Origin of the sequence: Oceanispirochaeta sp. M1 (genome assembly GCF_003346715.1) — a bacterium.
In the GTDB taxonomy this organism is placed as follows: domain Bacteria; phylum Spirochaetota; class Spirochaetia; order DSM-2461; family DSM-2461; genus Oceanispirochaeta.
The window spans coordinates 1-16910 of the sequence record NZ_QQPQ01000065.1; the positions used below are offsets into that span (position 1 = coordinate 1).

Here is a 16910-nt window from a genome sequence, read left to right on the forward strand (position 1 = left end):
ATTTTATTTGTTTAAAAATGGGTAATAAATTGATAACATATTGAGATATGATGTATTTCATAGTGATTCACGCATTTATATACCATCTTTTTTATCACTTATAAAATCAAATTAATTATTATTAATATAACAGAAATTATCTATTATATATACTATTTTATTCTTATAACTTTCATATTGATTTTATCTGAGTTCAAATTAAATACAATAGATGATCCGTAATACATCACATTAAAAATATTATTATTTTTGTATTATAAAAATATTGATATTTACCGTTTTATATTCACTGGAATAACAGCAATAATTGAATAAAAAAAATTCCAAAAAAGGAATATTAGTACCGATTTAATTATGATTAAAATAGAAAAATTTAAATCGATAAATAATTATTTTTAATTTCATTTTTAGTCTTGACGCATGCTTTTTTTAGGAATAACGTGATGTCATTGATATTGCAGAAACTTTGTCACGGCTAATTATATTACGTACTTGTAAGATATTTGCATGTATCAATAAATTTTAGGATATAGGAAGTATAATAGGATGTCAGACAACCCCAGAGAAATGTTAAATGATTTTGTAAACGGCCTTGGTGAATTCGGAGAAATGAAATCTACACAGGGAAATGTAGAAGGTTTCATGAATCTTTTGGAAACTACATACAAGGAAGGCGATGCCATTGATCCCAAAACAAAAGAACTGATAAGTATCGGAATCGCAGTATTCAGCAGATGTTTGTACTGCATTGTTTATCATACATATAAAGCTCTTGAAGCCGGTGCTAAGAAAGATGAGATTCTCCAGGCTGCAATGGTCTCTGTCGCCTTTGGCGGTGGTCCTGCAATGGCTTACAGTGTCACCTTACTGAAGAACAGCATTGAAGAATTCGAAAAAGACTTTAATTAAAAATCTTAAGAGAGAGGAAGATACATTTTCCTCTCTCTTTGCTCAATTGGATAGAAATTATGATAGTAAAAGTAAAGCTTGATAAGCTTATTAAAAACGGTAAGCAGGGAAAGGTCGGTAAAATTTCAGTAAAGGAAAATGATCCCATAAAGATTGGTGAAAAGATTCTGCAGGTTGAATCCGTTAAGGGTAATACTGTTATTAAATCAAAGATCAACGGTTTAATTAAAAAGATAGTAGTTACAGAAGGTGCAACCATAAAAGTTGGTGATTCCATTGCCGAAATTGAAAAAGACTAATAATCTTTTATTTGTATCAAAGAGTTTTGAACCATGGTTCAATTTGGCGGTCGAAGAGTATTTGACCGCCAATGTTAAAAGCAATCAGGTCATTCTTTATCTCTGGCAAAACAATAATTCAGTAGTTATCGGAAGTAACCAGAACCCCTGGAAGGAATGTGACGTGGGTAAGATCCGTGACAGTGGTATAAAGCTGGCAAGACGTCAGTCCGGTGGGGGTGCTGTATTTCATGATAAGGGGAATTTAAACTATACCTTTATCACAGAAAATGGCTTATTCGATACTGAAAAGCAGTTTTCAGTCATAATTAATGCAGTTAAAAGTTTTGGTCTCAATGCAATATTTTCAGGCCGGAATGATATTTTAATTAATAATATCAAATTCTCAGGGAATGCTTTTTTTTCAAACGACCAGGCATCATATCATCATGGAACCTTATTAATAGACTCAAATCTATCTACTCTTTCCGGGATATTAACCCCGTCGAAACAGAAAATTGAATCCAAGGGGATTGATTCTGTCAGAGCCAGGGTTATGAATCTGAAAGAGTTATCCAGGGATATCTCTATACATAGTATGAAGGACAGAATTATAGAGTCCTTTGAAAAACATTATGGCGGGATTGATAGTAAAACTGATCTGACTGAGCATTCCTATGATTCAGATGCATTCAATAAAATGTATAAAACACAGTCCTCCTGGGAGTGGATATATGGAGATAGTCCTTCCTTTGAAGCCGTTCATAGTAATAAATTTTTATGGGGCGAAATTGAAATCGGATTCAATTTAATTGACGGAAAGATAATCAATACAAAAACTTATTCAGATTCACTTATTACATCCTTTGGGAAAAAGCTTACTAGAGCTTTAAAGGGTGTTAAATATGATTCTGACAATATAAAAAAAGCAATAGACAGCATTGAGCCTTTAGAGAATGAAAAGCAGATATTTTCAGATATTAAAGAGCTTTTCGAGGATCAGTGCGTATAAGATCGCAATTTATAAAATATTTTATCAGGTGGTAGATAAATGGTTAAAGAAAAGAAACCGGAAATTGAGGAATCTCTTTCACAGGAGGAAATTCAGGAACTGGACAAATTGATAGATAAACATGGGGCGGATGAAGAGCAATTGATACCCCTACTTGAAAAAGTTCAGGTTCTACTGGGATATATTCCTGTCTCGGTACAGGAAAGGATCTCTAATAAGACAGGAATTCCTCCTAATCATATTTATGGAGTAGTCTCGTTCTATTCCTATTTCTCAATGGAAGCGAAAGCCAGACACAGAATTCAGGTCTGTATGGGAACCGCCTGTTATGTAAAAGGCGGAAAAGAGATCGCCGAAAAAATAGAAGCAGATTACAACATTAAACTTGGCGAAAGCACAGAAGATGGAAGATTTACTTATGAGAATGCCAGATGTTTTGGAGCATGCGGACTGGCTCCGATTTTGGTAGTTGATGGCAAAATATTCGGAAAAGTAAGCATTGACAGTGTCGATGCCATTCTTGATGAGTATAAATAACAGGTTTGTTATAAAGGGAAAGTAGATGGGTACAAAATCAATATCCGATATTAATGATATTCGAGATAAAATAGTAAATGGTGCTGAGAAAGAATCAGCAAAGATCTATGTTCATATGGGAACCTGCGGAATCGCTTCCGGTGCAACAGAAGTTCTTGAATCTTTGAAAAAAGATCTTAAAGAAAATAACATCAAGGCAGCAAAAATCATTAAAACCGGCTGTGCCGGTATTTGTTCTAAAGAACCATTGATTACCGTGGCAATGCCGGGTCAGGAACCGATCATTTATGAATATATGGATGAGAGTAAAGTCCAAAGGGTTGTCAGGGAGCATATTATATCCGGCACAGTTGTGAAGGATTTCGCATTTGCCAGAGGAATGGAAGCCGAAATACAGGAAAGAATTGAAAACAAAGGAGCTCCTGCCGGTCAGAAAGTTCTTGACAGCAGTATTCCCGGAATAGAGGAAATCCCGTTCTTCAAACTCCAGAAACAGAGAGTTATGCGGAACAGAGCAGTAATCGACCCGAACAACATTGAACATTATATTGGAAGGGATGGATATCAGGGGCTGATTAAAGCACTCTCTGAAATGTCAGCAGAAGATATATTGAAAACTGTTCTGGATTCCGGAATAAGAGGTAGAGGAGGCGCCGGTTTCCCTACAGGTTTAAAATGGAAATTTGCGGCCCAGACTGAAAACAGTACAAAATACGTTCTTTGTAATGCAGATGAGGGAGATCCAGGTGCCTATATGGACAGATCTGTCCTCGAAAGCGATCCCCACAGTATTCTTGAAGGAATGGTTATAGCCGGTAAGGCAATAGGTTCCCATAAGGGTTATGTCTATTGCAGGGCTGAATACCCCCTTGCTGTTGAAATACTGAACAAGGCTATAAAAACTGCAAAAAAATATAATCTTCTGGGAGAAAATATCCTTGGAACGGGCTTTGATTTTGATATAGAAGTCTATGAAGGGGCAGGTGCATTTGTCTGCGGTGAAGAAACAGCCCTGATGAGATCAATTGAAGGCTTCAGAGGGAATCCGAGACCCCGCCCACCCTTTCCCGCCGTAGCAGGTCTTAAAGAAAAACCGACCATCCTTAACAATGTGGAAACCCTGTCAAATATTTCCCAGATTGTTGCAAAGGGCAGCGATTGGTTCAAAGGGATCGGTACTGAAAAGAGTCCCGGGACAAAAGTATTCTCCATCACAGGTGATATTAACAATGTCGGTTGTGTTGAGGTTCCCATTGGAACAAAACTGAGTTCTATTGTCAATGAAATAGGCGGGGGAATGGTTGAAGGTAAAAACTTCAAGGCAGCACAGCTCGGTGGACCTTCCGGAGGCTGCATACCCCTGGAACATCTGGATGTAGAAGTTGATTATGAAACTCTTCAGGAATACGGTGCCATTATGGGCTCCGGCGGATTGATTGTCATAAGTGATACTCAGTCAGCAGTCGATATTGCACGATTCTTTATGCAGTTCTGTCAGGAAGAAGCCTGCGGAAAATGTATTCCCGGTAGAGAGGGAACCAAGCAGATGCTGAATATTCTGAACAGGATATACAGTGGAAAAGGCAGGACGGACGACATTGAGAAGCTCGAAGAACTTGCCCTTGTTATTCAGAGTACAGCCTTATGTGCTTTGTGTAAGACATCTGCTAATCCGGTTTTGAGTACACTGAGATACTTCAGAAAAGAATATGAAGAAGCTATTACAGCTTAATAATCAGGGAGGTCGAAAATGATATTTGCAAAAGCTCTGAAATATGAGGATATTATAAAAAATCTGGACAGGGAAAACGATGTTATCTCGATGCTGGGTTGTGAAACCTGTGTGAGAGTCGCAGGATGCGGTGGTCGTAAGGCCATGAAAGAATTGGCATTAAAACTGAGAGAAGATGGATTCAATGTGAAAGAGGGTTTTCTGGTACCCACTGCCTGTAATCCTAAAATAACATTTGCAAAACTGGATAAAGAGATAAATACAGTAGTCTCCATGGCATGCAGTGCGGGAGGGTCAAATATTAAAAGGCTATTTCCTGAATGCAAGCTTATTGAATCATCCGAAGATGTAGGATTGATGGTTAGCGATACAGATAAGAAAGTTCTGAAAATTACAAAACCCTTTAAAAAATTCGAACATGAAACAGGCTTTGAATATGAAACACTGACCGGGATAAAGCTGGAAAGTAACGATAACCTGCCTATTATGAATAATAATAAGAAAGAACCTGTTCTGGAGGCTGCCAGATGATAATATCTCTTAGATCCATAAGCTATGATGACTTGAAAAGTCAGCTTTCTGAAAATGACAGAATACTCATTATCAGCTGTAATACCTGTGTTGTAAGCTGCGGCATTGCCGGAAACGGTCCAATGACAACACTCGAAGGAATGTTGAAAGCCGACGGTTACAATGTTCTTGGAAAAGACCTGCTCAGTATCGGGTGTACCCTGAATATTGTTGAAAAGCATAAAAACGACAGAATAAAGAAAGAGATGTATGACGAAGCAACAGTCATAATACCTCTGATTTGTGAAAACGGTTTAGAGGGGATTGAATCGGTTTTCTATGATAAAAAAGTCATCTCCATGTCAAAGACTCTGGGAACCGGAAATTTCACAATGGACAGAGGCGTTGTACTTACCAATCCTTTAGAGAGCACTGGACTCGAACAGTCTGATGAAGGTTATGATCTTTATGAATTGGCAGAAAAATTAGATCTTTATGCTGATTTCTTCGATGAAGATGAAGCAGCACCCCAGGATAAGAATTATGTGAATCTTACCATAAACGGAGAAGAAGTAACTGCCGAAGAGGGTCAGAATCTTCTTCAGGTTTGCGGCGAAAACGGAATTTTTGTGCCTCACCTGTGCTACGATGAAGAGATTTCAACCGCAGGAGTCTGTCGATTATGTCTCGTTAAAGTCGAAGGGATGAGAGGTCATGTCCCTTCATGCTGTACCCTGGTAAAAGAAGGGATGGTTGCAGTAACAGAAGATGCAGAGCTCATAGCCTGCCGCCGTGTGATACTGGAACTTATTCTTGCATCAAACAGCCACAACTGCCTTACCTGTTCAAAGGGTATTCCCAATCTGCTTGGAAGCTGCGAACTTCAGGCTCTGATGAGAAGATATGGTATAGAGGGCAGCCGGTATGATGAAAATCCCCATAAGGCAGCAGTAGATAACTCCAGCCCCATTATCTCCTTTGATTCAAACAGATGTGTATTATGCGGCAGATGTGTAAGAGCATGTGATGAACTGGCAGGACTCAGAAACATCGGATTTGTTAACAGAGGATCTGAAACAGTTGTTGCGGCAGGATTGAATACGACAATGGATCAGAGTGCCTGTGCGGCATGTATGGCCTGTGTCAGTGCCTGTCCCACAGGAGCGCTGACAGAAAAATATCTTCATTTTAAAGGAAAAGACTGGGAACCTGTTAAGGTCTTCAGCGACAGTTTAGAATAGGCTGAACAGAATATTCTAAAATAGTAAACGGCAGAATGTCTGAGAGGGCCTTCTGCCGTTTATCCATGAGAAAGAACGTAAATATTATGAGTCTGGAATATGGCGTATTAGTACTTTCCGTATCGGCGGAAGGCATCACACATGATTTTGATTTTCTCAGCGGTATGATTGATATCATCCGGAGTTGTATAGGCCATACTGATCAGACCATTATGGTTTCTCCCCAGAGTTTCCACCATCCGTTTTACATACAGATCGATATCTTCATTTGTCCCTTCTACCATTGTTCTCTGAATATCGACAGGACACCAGAATGACAGTTTTCCATCTACCTTGTCAGCCAGATTTTCAATACCCATATTTTCCTGCTGATCCATCTGAACAACATTCAATCCGGCATCGATTAAATCAGGCAGCAGCTCCAGAATATACCCGCATGAATGAAGCCATACATCCATGCCCAGCTCATGGGCATAGGCCCAGTTCTCTCTGTAATGAGGGAGAAAGAACTCACGGATCATATCCAGACTTATCATAAGACTATTCTGAAGACCCCAGTCATCGTAAGCCATCACTCCATCACAGCCGATGGCCTTCAACTGTCTCATTGATTCGCGCTGTGCAGCAGCAAACCTGGCAATAAGGGCCTTTAGTTGATCCGGATCTTCGTAATAGGCCAGAAACATGGACTCAATACCTGTAATATTATGAATTCCTTCATTCATTGAAGAAAAGGGCATGACCCCAAGACAATATTTGGGATCATCCAGCAATTCATTATCTTTGATTATATCTGCTGCTTTCTGTAGATATATGGGATTATTTAAATCCGGAAAAGGAAAATCTTCCTGTTTGGATATATCTTTCAAGGCGGCTTCAGAAACCTCTCCACGCCCCAGAACACCACCGGCCATCCTTTTGAAGCTTACACCCCAGCAGTCGGTCATAAAGTCCTGATCTCCGTCATTGGTCCAATCCACAAGAGGAGCAGGTTTATCCATCCACAACCATATGAGATCATTTTCCTTCCCATCGGGCAGAAAATGGGGGATTCTATCCACTTTTCCTGCTGAAATAGCTTTTTTAACTCGCTCTCTCGATTTCATATTCATGGCTCCCTCAATGGTAATCTAAGATCTATTTAACCATCAGATTTCAGGTAAATAAATAGAGAAAACGGTTAGAGTTTTGTACAATTTGGCTATAAATTATTTTGATTATCTTCATTTCATCCACTGGATACCATCCTGGAGTCAGTAAGGCATTTTCAGCCTGGGTAAATCTATGGGAGCTAAATACAAAGGTCTGCACTAAAATTAGCCATAACTATCATTATTCATATTGACTTTCCTGCTATTTATATCGATCTTTTAATATATATCAGGAGATATACTATGGCCAAAAATAGATGGACAAATAATAATATAGGCGATTTAACGGGACAGATAGCAATTATTACAGGGGCAAATACTGGATTGGGAAAAGAGACTGCAGCAATTCTAGCCAGTAAAAATGCAACAGTTATCATGGCAGTTAGAAATACAATGAAAGGTGAAAAAGCTGCACTGGAAATTCAGAATCAATTTATAAAATCTAAAATAAGAGTGATGGAACTGGATCTCTCGAGTTTAAGATCAATAAAAGGTTTTGCTCACTGTATTTTAAAAGAATATAAGCAGATAAATTATTTAATTAACAATGCCGGTGTAATGGTACCACCCTACTCTAAAACAGAAGATGGGTTTGAATTACAATTCGGCACAAATCATCTCGGTCATTTTGCCCTGACAGGGCATCTCATAGCTATCTTAAAAGCAACGCCTAATTCCAGAATCGTCAATGTATCCAGTATCGCCCATAGTTCGGGTAATATTGATTTCGATGATCTCAACTGGGAAAAACGAGAGTATAACGCTTCTTCATCCTATGGGGATTCTAAGATAGCCAATCTATATTTTACCTACGAATTAGCCCGTAAAGTAAAAGAATCGGATCTAAAAGTGATTGCGGCGCATCCAGGATGGACGGCTACAGACTTGCAGAGGAATTCAGGATTATTTTCTTTTCTTAATCCCTTCTTTGCACAGAAACCGGCAATGGGAGCACTTCCCACTTTGCGTGCAGCCATAGACCCGGAGGCGCAGAATGGAGACTATTTCGGACCCGATGGCTTCAAGGAAATAAAGGGCTATCCGGTTAAAGTTGAATCCAATGAGTTATCTCATGATGGTGAGATTGCTGCCAGGCTTTGGCATATATCTGAAGAAATGACAGGGGTCAATTTTTAGAAATATTTTTTTTCTGATAACCGTCTATACTTACAAAGGAGAAATTATGATTATTAGTCCCAAAACAAGAGTTTTTGATATTCTTGAAGAATATGGTGATATTGCGAGTGTCATGATGGCTATGGGTGTTGAACCTGTTGCCAAATTTTCTATTCGTCGGTTTATTACAAGATTTATAAATGTCAGAATGGCTGCATTTGTACATAAAGTCGAATTAAATGAATTTATTGATAAAATCAATAAGGCAATAGAAGAAAAAGAGCAGGAATGACAGCTCTATGTCATATATAAAGTATATAAATCAATTAATAAATGAATCACTTACTTTGTCATGAACTACAGTAACCGTCAAAATATCTTCATATTTGGGGGAATGCCAAAAAGATTGTGAGATGGTCACAACTCAAGCAAAAATGGCTAACCTTAATAGAGGATTCTAATCATGGCACCACCGTAGGTGGTTTAGTACAACCAGCCTTCTGTCTATTAATATTAGATTAAAAAAATACTTTGAAGGAATTATTATATATTCCATCATCGCCTTCATTCTCAGAGAAATTACTTTCAATCTGGACGAATATTCTGAAAAGCCTTAACTATTCTGTCAGCTAATAAATCAATTGCAGGATTATTGGCCGACTGATTTTTGCGTAAATAAATATCAGAATGTGGAAGTTTCGGAAAAATAGTATTTTCGGCAATAATCTTCAGATTTTTGGGAACAATGCTCTCACTCATCACAGCAATAGCAAGCCCGGCTGATACTGCAGCTATATGTCCTAAAATACTTTCACTGGTATAGGCAATACGATAATCAATTCCAGCCTTTTCTAGCTCGCGAACGGCCCAAATTCTGAACAGACAATCATGAGTAGGGAAAAGTGCTAGTGGAATAGGTCTAACTTCTTCAATATCATGATTTGGTGAGACTACCCAAACAGACGGTTCATGACGAAGCAATAAGGAATCTTGAAATGTTGGCTCTGAGGTTGATGTTAAGGCCAAATCAAGTTTCTCATTTTTGATCAAGTGAATTAAATTATGACTTGAGAGAACTGAAACTTCGACCTGAACATTCGGATAGATCCGTGAAAATCCAGCAAGTATTTCAGGAAGAAATCGCGTTGTATAATCTTCGGGAGTCCCGACTTTTACCAAACCAGATAATTCAGGCTGCGTTAACTGATTTATGATTAGAGTAATCAAAGGGATTCAGAAACATCACCACAACATTCAAGAGTTACGAGACTTCAATGACCGGGAACTATCAGATCTTGGATTAAGCCGAGTCGATATTGAGAAAACAAGTCCAGATTCGTTATTTAGGGATTCAGCCCTAATAGACAGATGGAGAAATTAATTTGTGCATCATCATCCAAAAACTTTATTCATCATATGTAGCCTTGATCTGAAAACAACAGCAATGAGCGAAGAGCCTATTATTGGGCTTCTTAAGAATCAAGATTTTGAGGACTTCTACAAGTCAGTACTGGAAGAATCCTTTCTCCTGAATCTTATAAGGACAGTTGTCCGGATTTCCACTGCAGGAAGTAATATCACAGGGAACTCCAAGAGCCTCAATACCTGGTTTTGTACAAATAGGGATCATTTCAACTTCAAAAACATCAGAACCTATTGAATAGAAAAAGGGAGCCTCTTCTTTATAGTAGCTGCAATCAATCATACAATTCCTCTCATTCTTATTAAATATCTTTGGTTATTGTTAATAATAATGATCCCTATTTGGGGTTTCGTATATCAACCAAAAGGATTAATAATGTAAAATTCAGACCCTTGACTTCTTATTACTTTTCGAATGACATAGATACTGATAGCAAATGAAAATACATCTTTTTTCGCACTTATGTAGATATATTTTGCAAGAGACTCTACACATAGAACTCAGATCTTACCCCTCACTCCCCTATCTGACAGGAGACCCCGGAGCTCCGGCCGCCAGGCGGGAACGGAGGGTTCCTCATAAAAGCCATCACTGTTTTTTCCAGTACTGCTTAGCGAAAAAAATACAGCGGAACAGGGGCGTCCGTTACGGTTGTAACCACATCTACTTTCTGCTTCGAGCCTTTGCGGAGGATGAGATCGACTATTTCATTACACCATTAGGAATCATCTCTATTTCCATGTGTGCGGCTGTGTCAGCAATAAACGTTCAAAACAGGAAGAAATCAAGGAAATCTATAGAACCAGAAGGATCGAGATATTGAATAAATCCTTATATAGTAACATAAAGAATAGAGAGAAGTTGAGGGTAATGTAACACCCCTAGTGACAATAGGAATGACAGGTGCATCAGTATGTTACACAGATTCTTTATTTGTATGCCTCATCATGAGTACCTACATGAATCGGTATGATCTGGTCTTCTTGTATTATAAATTCAATTGTAATTCGATAAGTCATATTTATAGATACACTATGCAATTCTGATAAATTACCTTTCAGTCTGTGTAGTCTTAATGATGGATGATTTGGATTTAATTCTAATAATTGTAGTGTTTTACTATACTGATTAATTAATTTTGGATGCTTCTTAATAAACTTTGAGACACTTTTCTCATAGCTTTCAGTAAATATAATCTTAGGCATTTTCAATTCTTTTTATATGATCTTCAATAGTACCAGGGAGAATCCTGCCATCAGCAATATCTCTTTTGCTTTCAATCAAGGCAGCCTCAAGCTCACATTCCCTAAGATGGTTATATTCATCTATTGAAAGAACAACATATTTACTTTTACCTCGAACCGTAATTACTGCTTCATTGTCAGATGTAACTATTTGATCGATTAATGAGACACCTTTTACTTTTAAATCATTGGCTGTAATATTATTTATCATACAATATACCTCACGATTAATAGTACTCTTAATTGCACTATTAATCAATTCTTTGAGTAATCTAGTCTTATAACCAATTTTATTCTATCTATCTGTTGGTTTTTCTTCATTTCATAATCAGCCATCGGAGATTTATTCTTGAAAGAAAACGTTACTTACAAAGTTTAATATATCTTCGCGAGAAAATTTATAATTTCATGCTCAGCACAACCAGCTCTGATCCCCGGATAAGAATTGCTCCGGATGCCCTGGATCTGGACCAGTTTCTCTTTAATTGTGCCAACGGTGTGATCGACCTGAAATCCGGACGTCTGTCTCCCCATGACAGGGAGAGGATGATCACAAAGTACTCTCCTGTCCCCTACAATGAGGAAGCCCTCTGTCCCCACTGGAAGCAGTTTTTAAAGGATATTTTTAATAACAACAAGGAACTGATCAAGTTTATACAGAGATTCCTGGGCTGCTCCCTCACGGGGGACATGTCCTGTCAGTCCATGTTTATCCTCCACGGCACCGGCGCCAACGGCAAGAGCACCTTTATAAACGTTGTGAGCCGCATCATGGGGGACTACGCCACCACGACTCCCACTGAGACCTTTATGCAGAAGAAGGGAGAACAGGCCACCAACGACATTGCACGCCTCAAGGGGGCCCGTTTTGTCACCGCTATGGAGAGTGACGACCACGGCCGCCTGGCAGAGTCTGTGATAAAGAGACTCACGGGGAATGACATGATCAGTGCCCGCTTCCTCTACGGGGAGTACTTCCAGTTTATCCCCACCTTCAAGATCGTCATGGCCACCAACCACAAGCCCAGGATCGGCGGGATGGATCACGCCATCTGGCGGCGTATCAAGCTGATCCCCTTCCTCCAGACCTTCTCCGAAGAGAAACAGGACAAGAAGCTCACCGGGAAGCTGGAGAAGGAGATGCCCGGGATCCTCAGCTGGATGGTCGAGGGCTGCCTCCGCTGGCAGAGAGAGGGACTGGGCGGCGCCCTGGCCATCAGTGATGCCACCGACGAATACAAGACAGAGATGAGTGATGTTCAGATGTTCCTGGTCGAAAAATGCGAGAGGGATGAACTGCAGATGATCCAGTCCTCTGTGCTTTACAAGGAGTACACAGCCTGGTGTGAGGAGAACCATGAGAGGCCCAAGAGCAACAGAAATTTCAGCATAATGCTGAAGGAGTCAGGGATGGATAAGGTGAGGCAGAGCGTCGGGATATTCTGGCTTGGGATAAAGATAAGGAAGGAGAAGCCGTATCAGGGGTGTTAGAGGGTGAAAGTTCATCCTTTTGGTTGATATACAAATAACTGTAGACGCATCATTATGTGAGAAAAGAGATAAAGGTGTATTCTATGAAAAAACTAATGATTCTATTATGCCTATCAATTATCCTATTTGCCGGTTGTGATATTCTGACTCCACCACAGGTGGAATATGAGATTTCTGGAACGGCCACAAGTGTGAATATCACCTATTCCAATGCCAGTGAAGGGACATCTCAGGTAAGCGATGTGAGTGTGCCCTGGACATACAGTTTTGAATCAACGACAGGAAACTTCCTTTACGTCTCAGCCCAAAATCAAAATGACAGTGGATCCTTAACCGCCACCATTTATGTTGATGGTGATGTTTATAAGACATCAACCAGTTCGGGAGCCTATGTTATTGCAACTGCTTCAGGATCTGCTCCCTGATGGACTAATAAATTTTATTTATTATTATCTATTATTATTGATTAGGCCTTGGTAGAAGATCAGCCCTATTTTGTTTCAATCATTGTTCATATGTGATCCAGCTATATGAAATATCAAATCAAGAAATCTGACATTAGTCATATAGTTACATCAGAATTACTGCTGATATCCGGCCTTCTGATTATTATGAAGATATGCATAATTTTTTTGTTGGTCGTTTGGTGGATATTCTGTAGAATTAAGTATTCTGCAGGAGATGGCTGTTAGTAGACATGGGATGTAAAAGCCCGCCCTTCTGTTTAGTCCGGCCATCATCCGAACCATTAACATGGGAACATAGATTATATGTATTCCCGAATAGATGTCTGGATCCGAATGATACCGACAAGGGATTTGCAGAAACAATTACTGGAGGTGGAATATGAGTTGTTTAGCCATTGATCTTCACACCGATTGTTTTACTGTTGCTTTTAGGAGCAAAGTTGATGGAAAGTCAGGAAAGTTGATTAAGAAGTATTTCTTGAATGAGAAATCACTTCCTAATTTTGCTAAGACTTTATCGACAAATGATTATGTTGCCATTGAGGCAACGACGAACGCTTTCTGGTTTCATGATAAGATTTCACCCTATGTAAAGAGTGTTATTATCCTTGATACGAACAAAATCAATTTTAGCGGAAACAAGACAGATAATAATGATGCCAGAAGATTACTAGATGTCCTTGAATATTTTGTATCTGTAAAGGGTATTAGTGAAATACCCCGGGTGTTTGTACCCAATATTCATATTAGAGAGCTTCGAGAATTATTCACAAGCTATAAACTACAGAAAAAGATTATTACACAACTAACTAATCGAATACACAGTATACTCAAGCAGCATGGGCATCCCATAACCAGAGCATCTTTGAAAACAGTGAGAGGTAAGAATAGGGCAGTAACTCTAATCGACAATGATATCAGTAGAATAGAAATAAAACGTCTAATCAATCAATTTGAAGATGCTCAAAAGGACGTGGAAATAATAGTTCAGTTGATGGCAGGACTCGGAAAGAAATATTTTCAGGATGATATTGAAAGGCTTATGACCATTCCTGGGTTTAGTTTTCTATCAGCTATGGCACTAATTGCAGATGTGGCTGATATAAGACGGTTCCCATCAGTTAAAAAATTCTGTTCCTATCTACGTACAGCACCAAAAATTACAGAATCAAATAATACGACACATCTTGGTAAAGTTAATAAATGTTCCAGAAATCTGACGGTCTCATTACTGACTCAATCGGTTTCACATTTTAGAGAGAGTTCTCCCTATTTTGGAGAATTCTATGACCGGTTAAAATCTGGGAAAAGTTATGGTAAAACAAGGATGGCTTTAATCCGGAAAATATTGGTATGTGCATATTATATGTTGAAGAGAAAAGAAAATTTCAAATGGTCAGATAAGTCAAATATGGAGAGAAAGACAAAGCTATTTTACAGTTGTGCAGAGAAATCTGTGATTAATTTATTAGATTCAGCATAGTAGCTTTACTTATTCTTCATAGATGTCTACATATAATTTCATAGTATCTCACCCATTCTTGCAAATAAATAATTCATTTGGCATATAGACTATTTAGCCATACAATAAAGAATAGAAATTCATTAATAGAGGGTTGCTATGAGGAAATCTATTCACGTACTGTTTTTCTTTGTTACAGTTAATTGCTTCGCAAGTAATATCGCTTTAACTGTCCTTGATTTTGAGGTCCAATCAAATAATGATAAACATGAATATCTCGGTAAAGGATTTGCTGAATTCCTTTCATTTGATTTATCCAGAGAGAAGAAAATTACACTTATTGAGAGAGATAAAAGAAATGACATAATAGATGAGTTAAAATTCGGATTATCTGGATTAGCTGATGAAAGTAGTTTAGCAGAGCTCGGAATGATGCTCCAATCAGACTATATCATTGCTGGTGAAATATTTGATATGGGAGAAATTCTTGTAGTTTCAAGTCGATTGATTGATCTTGAAAGTGGTGTTGTTAAAGCTCAGGCTCAAGCCGAAGGTTCCATGGCAGAATATAAATCAATCACTCAAAGCTTAACCCTTCAAATATTAGATTCATTGAAGATCTCAGGTGTTGTCCTCCCAGAAATAAAGTCTAGTAAAGATGATGATGTTGTATTAACAACATTCTCGGAAGCTGTTGATGCTTATGATGAAGGAGATGATGATCTTGCAAGAGAGAAACTTGATGAAGCAACGAAAATTGATAGTGATAATAAAGCTGTTAAGAAACTAGCAAATAAACTGAACGTAATAACTCCAAAATTCCAGTTTGAAGATCCTTATTGGCAAAGTCCGTACAATCCTGCACTTTCATCAATGCTTGAATCGGGGATAATTTACGTTCGGTCTACTTTTTATTCCATAACCCCACCTTTCATAACTGATGAGGATGATATGAGGCCAATAGTGTCAGTAGGAGATGAGCCAAATACTAAAGATTTTGAAGTTCAAGATTATTCCTTTAATTCTCATATTGGATACAATTTTCCTGTTGGTAAAAAGATTGGAATAAATACTGAATTTGTTGTTGCAGCACCAGATATAACTGTTACAGCATTAAACAATGATAGGGATGTTGATGGTATTCCCTATGTCCGAGATATCCCTGTAGTAATTGATGGAGAACAAGTGTTTATAGGAGGTAATTTATCACAAAGTGCAATTTATTTTGGATTCACTGGTGGAATGTCATATAGGTTTTCTGATACCTCTGCAATTGGACTGAATGGATCAGTATTTATACCTCTCCATGGTGAAATTGGTGATGGAGGTAATATTTTTCAAGATAATCCTGATGATGATCCTATAGGACCGAATGTATCAGATGCCGATCGTCTAACTTATGAATTAGCAAATAGAATTGGATTTCTAATAAATCCTGGATTTGTTAGCTACTTATTCAATCAAAAGATTTACTTTGATATAGATATAGCTTATTTAACTTTACCACGATATTTTTACGATATTGATCAAGATGCTTATGTTAATGGTACATACCCGATATATGTGAGTTCATCATTAAATAGTACTTTGATTGATAATATTCTGTTTTTCGGATTAAAATCAAATATTGATATCTATAAGGATGAAAATGCAAAAGGCATCTATATTAAAGAAACCCCTGTATTAGAAGTTTGGCCTTTAAAGTATTTTTCTTTACGGGCAGGCTATTCTTTTGCATATATTAATATTGATAAGAGAGATTCTTCTGGTCATGGGTATTTAGCAGGAGCAACTATAAAACTTGGGGCATTAGAAGTTGATGTTAATTACGCAAAACGCATAGCTCCTTATGATAGTATTGAAGGAACTTTAATGCCATCATATACTTTTTTCTTCAATGTATCCTATGATGACTTATGGCCAAAAAGAAAATAATTAACTACTTAACACGGCAGTGAAAAAATCCTGCCGATAACTATCTAATCTGTCTACAGCCACAATTATGTTTACTTAACACTGACCAGCCCTGGATTTATAGATTCGGCGGGATATACTTTAAGACCTGACGATGTAGTTGAAGTTCAGGCAGAAGTCTTTGATTGAGGATTATGTCCTCTTCTACGCATTATTAGGGTACAGCATAACGCTGTACCCTTTTTGTGGCATCTAGACCGCCTCTGTGAGCCACTTTTAGATTGTGGACATGATAGTGCGGATTCCGGCGAAAACGGACAGCCCTACCGGGAATAAACGGACACCTCCTGGAACCAGGAAAATCCTCAAAGATATTATTGTAGGGTGTCCGTTTATTGTCAATCAATTGAATACATTTTCTTC

At 38.2% G+C, this 16910-nt stretch carries 20 protein-coding genes; 14 read left to right on the forward strand and 6 right to left on the reverse strand.

What is annotated here, in order from left to right:
* Positions 1–546 precede the first annotated feature (546 nt).
* Genes DV872_RS24225 through DV872_RS24255 form a run of 7 tightly spaced genes read left to right on the forward strand, consistent with a single transcriptional unit; the run spans position 547 to position 6219 of the window.
* Entirely contained in the window at positions 547–909 is a 363-nt protein-coding gene (locus DV872_RS24225) for a carboxymuconolactone decarboxylase family protein (RefSeq protein ID WP_114632558.1), read from the forward strand.
* Between the two features lie 59 nt (positions 910–968).
* Positions 969–1208, forward strand: a complete 240-nt coding sequence (locus DV872_RS24230; protein WP_114632559.1) for a biotin/lipoyl-binding protein — start codon at positions 969–971, stop codon at positions 1206–1208.
* Positions 1186–2199 (forward strand): lipoate--protein ligase, encoded by a 1014-nt coding sequence (locus tag DV872_RS24235; protein ID WP_158547161.1) that lies wholly within the window; start codon positions 1186–1188, stop codon positions 2197–2199. Before DV872_RS24230 ends, DV872_RS24235 begins: the two co-directional genes overlap by 23 nt.
* A 39-nt stretch (positions 2200–2238) precedes the next feature.
* Positions 2239–2736, forward strand: a complete 498-nt coding sequence (locus DV872_RS24240; RefSeq protein ID WP_114632561.1) for an NAD(P)H-dependent oxidoreductase subunit E — start codon at positions 2239–2241, stop codon at positions 2734–2736.
* Positions 2737–2761: 25 nt separating this feature from the next.
* Positions 2762–4468 (forward strand): NuoF family protein, encoded by a 1707-nt coding sequence (locus tag DV872_RS24245; protein WP_199563532.1) that lies wholly within the window; start codon positions 2762–2764, stop codon positions 4466–4468.
* Positions 4469–4486: 18 nt separating this feature from the next.
* A complete protein-coding gene (locus tag DV872_RS24250) occupies positions 4487–4999 on the forward strand; it encodes a hypothetical protein (RefSeq protein ID WP_114632562.1) in 513 nt (170 codons plus the stop codon).
* On the forward strand, positions 4996–6219 hold the full coding sequence (locus DV872_RS24255) for a 2Fe-2S iron-sulfur cluster-binding protein (protein ID WP_114632563.1): 1224 nt from the start codon (positions 4996–4998) through the stop codon (positions 6217–6219). The genes DV872_RS24250 and DV872_RS24255 overlap by 4 nt, the downstream gene beginning before the upstream one ends.
* A gap of 107 nt (positions 6220–6326) precedes the next feature.
* Here the strand turns inward: DV872_RS24255 and DV872_RS24260 are convergent, their stop codons facing one another.
* A complete protein-coding gene (locus tag DV872_RS24260) occupies positions 6327–7325 on the reverse strand; it encodes a uroporphyrinogen decarboxylase family protein (protein ID WP_158547162.1) in 999 nt (332 codons plus the stop codon).
* 288 nt (positions 7326–7613) lie between these two features.
* On the opposite strand from DV872_RS24260, the gene DV872_RS24265 reads away from it, so the two are divergent.
* Entirely contained in the window at positions 7614–8507 is an 894-nt protein-coding gene (locus DV872_RS24265) for an oxidoreductase (RefSeq protein ID WP_114632565.1), read from the forward strand.
* A 46-nt stretch (positions 8508–8553) separates the two neighbouring features.
* A complete protein-coding gene (locus tag DV872_RS24270) occupies positions 8554–8778 on the forward strand; it encodes a DUF1858 domain-containing protein (RefSeq protein WP_114632566.1) in 225 nt (74 codons plus the stop codon).
* 293 nt (positions 8779–9071) lie between these two features.
* Here the strand turns inward: DV872_RS24270 and DV872_RS24275 are convergent, their stop codons facing one another.
* Complete coding sequence (locus tag DV872_RS24275; RefSeq protein WP_233516450.1) at positions 9072–9713, reverse strand: LysR substrate-binding domain-containing protein; 642 nt, start codon at positions 9711–9713, stop codon at positions 9072–9074.
* Between DV872_RS24275 and DV872_RS27330 the strand changes: the two genes are divergently transcribed.
* Complete coding sequence (locus DV872_RS27330) at positions 9697–9867, forward strand: DUF1127 domain-containing protein (protein WP_114632568.1); 171 nt, start codon at positions 9697–9699, stop codon at positions 9865–9867. The genes DV872_RS24275 and DV872_RS27330 overlap by 17 nt on opposite strands.
* Before the next feature lie 123 nt (positions 9868–9990).
* Here DV872_RS27330 and DV872_RS24285 read toward each other — a convergent pair whose 3' ends face one another.
* The 3 genes from DV872_RS24285 to DV872_RS24295 all read right to left on the reverse strand — a co-directional run bounded on the left by DV872_RS24285 (position 9991) and on the right by DV872_RS24295 (position 11364).
* Positions 9991–10191, reverse strand: a complete 201-nt coding sequence (locus tag DV872_RS24285) for a hypothetical protein (RefSeq protein WP_114632569.1) — start codon at positions 10189–10191, stop codon at positions 9991–9993.
* A 647-nt stretch (positions 10192–10838) separates the two neighbouring features.
* Positions 10839–11114: a type II toxin-antitoxin system RelE/ParE family toxin gene (locus tag DV872_RS24290; RefSeq protein ID WP_114632570.1), complete on the reverse strand. Its 276-nt coding sequence runs from the start codon at positions 11112–11114 to the stop codon at positions 10839–10841.
* Positions 11107–11364, reverse strand: a complete 258-nt coding sequence (locus tag DV872_RS24295) for a type II toxin-antitoxin system Phd/YefM family antitoxin (RefSeq protein WP_114632571.1) — start codon at positions 11362–11364, stop codon at positions 11107–11109. Before DV872_RS24295 ends, DV872_RS24290 begins: the two co-directional genes overlap by 8 nt.
* Before the next feature lie 95 nt (positions 11365–11459).
* Here DV872_RS24295 and DV872_RS24300 point away from each other — a divergent pair, with 95 nt between their 5' ends.
* The 4 genes from DV872_RS24300 to DV872_RS24315 all read left to right on the forward strand — a co-directional run bounded on the left by DV872_RS24300 (position 11460) and on the right by DV872_RS24315 (position 16508).
* Positions 11460–12644, forward strand: coding sequence for a phage/plasmid primase, P4 family (locus DV872_RS24300; protein WP_255526181.1), 1185 nt, complete (start codon positions 11460–11462; stop codon positions 12642–12644).
* An 83-nt stretch (positions 12645–12727) separates the two neighbouring features.
* A complete protein-coding gene (locus DV872_RS24305) occupies positions 12728–13069 on the forward strand; it encodes an MmpS family transport accessory protein (RefSeq protein ID WP_114632573.1) in 342 nt (113 codons plus the stop codon).
* A 421-nt stretch (positions 13070–13490) separates the two neighbouring features.
* Positions 13491–14594 (forward strand): IS110 family transposase, encoded by a 1104-nt coding sequence (locus tag DV872_RS24310; protein WP_114632574.1) that lies wholly within the window; start codon positions 13491–13493, stop codon positions 14592–14594.
* Between the two features lie 138 nt (positions 14595–14732).
* Positions 14733–16508: a CsgG/HfaB family protein gene (locus DV872_RS24315; protein WP_114632575.1), complete on the forward strand. Its 1776-nt coding sequence runs from the start codon at positions 14733–14735 to the stop codon at positions 16506–16508.
* A gap of 193 nt (positions 16509–16701) precedes the next feature.
* On the opposite strand, the gene DV872_RS27035 is transcribed toward DV872_RS24315, so the two are convergent.
* On the reverse strand, positions 16702–16910 hold a 209-nt coding region (locus tag DV872_RS27035; RefSeq protein WP_216664445.1), incomplete at its 5' end, for a hypothetical protein.

Coding starts and splice junctions, on each gene's coding strand:
- DV872_RS24245 (WP_199563532.1), top strand. CDS start 2,762: ATGGGTACAAAATCAATATCCGATATTAATGATATTCGAGATAAAATA.
- DV872_RS24255 (WP_114632563.1), top strand. CDS start 4,996: ATGATAATATCTCTTAGATCCATAAGCTATGATGACTTGAAAAGTCAG.
- DV872_RS24285 (WP_114632569.1), bottom strand. CDS start 10,191: ATGATTGATTGCAGCTACTATAAAGAAGAGGCTCCCTTTTTCTATTCA.
- DV872_RS24305 (WP_114632573.1), top strand. CDS start 12,728: ATGAAAAAACTAATGATTCTATTATGCCTATCAATTATCCTATTTGCC.
- DV872_RS24250 (WP_114632562.1), top strand. CDS start 4,487: ATGATATTTGCAAAAGCTCTGAAATATGAGGATATTATAAAAAATCTG.
- DV872_RS24240 (WP_114632561.1), top strand. CDS start 2,239: ATGGTTAAAGAAAAGAAACCGGAAATTGAGGAATCTCTTTCACAGGAG.
- DV872_RS24315 (WP_114632575.1), top strand. CDS start 14,733: ATGAGGAAATCTATTCACGTACTGTTTTTCTTTGTTACAGTTAATTGC.
- DV872_RS24295 (WP_114632571.1), bottom strand. CDS start 11,364: ATGATAAATAATATTACAGCCAATGATTTAAAAGTAAAAGGTGTCTCA.
- DV872_RS24230 (WP_114632559.1), top strand. CDS start 969: ATGATAGTAAAAGTAAAGCTTGATAAGCTTATTAAAAACGGTAAGCAG.
- DV872_RS24225 (WP_114632558.1), top strand. CDS start 547: ATGTCAGACAACCCCAGAGAAATGTTAAATGATTTTGTAAACGGCCTT.
- DV872_RS24270 (WP_114632566.1), top strand. CDS start 8,554: ATGATTATTAGTCCCAAAACAAGAGTTTTTGATATTCTTGAAGAATAT.
- DV872_RS27330 (WP_114632568.1), top strand. CDS start 9,697: ATGATTAGAGTAATCAAAGGGATTCAGAAACATCACCACAACATTCAA.
- DV872_RS24290 (WP_114632570.1), bottom strand. CDS start 11,114: ATGCCTAAGATTATATTTACTGAAAGCTATGAGAAAAGTGTCTCAAAG.
- DV872_RS24310 (WP_114632574.1), top strand. CDS start 13,491: ATGAGTTGTTTAGCCATTGATCTTCACACCGATTGTTTTACTGTTGCT.
- DV872_RS24265 (WP_114632565.1), top strand. CDS start 7,614: ATGGCCAAAAATAGATGGACAAATAATAATATAGGCGATTTAACGGGA.
- DV872_RS24260 (WP_158547162.1), bottom strand. CDS start 7,325: ATGAAATCGAGAGAGCGAGTTAAAAAAGCTATTTCAGCAGGAAAAGTG.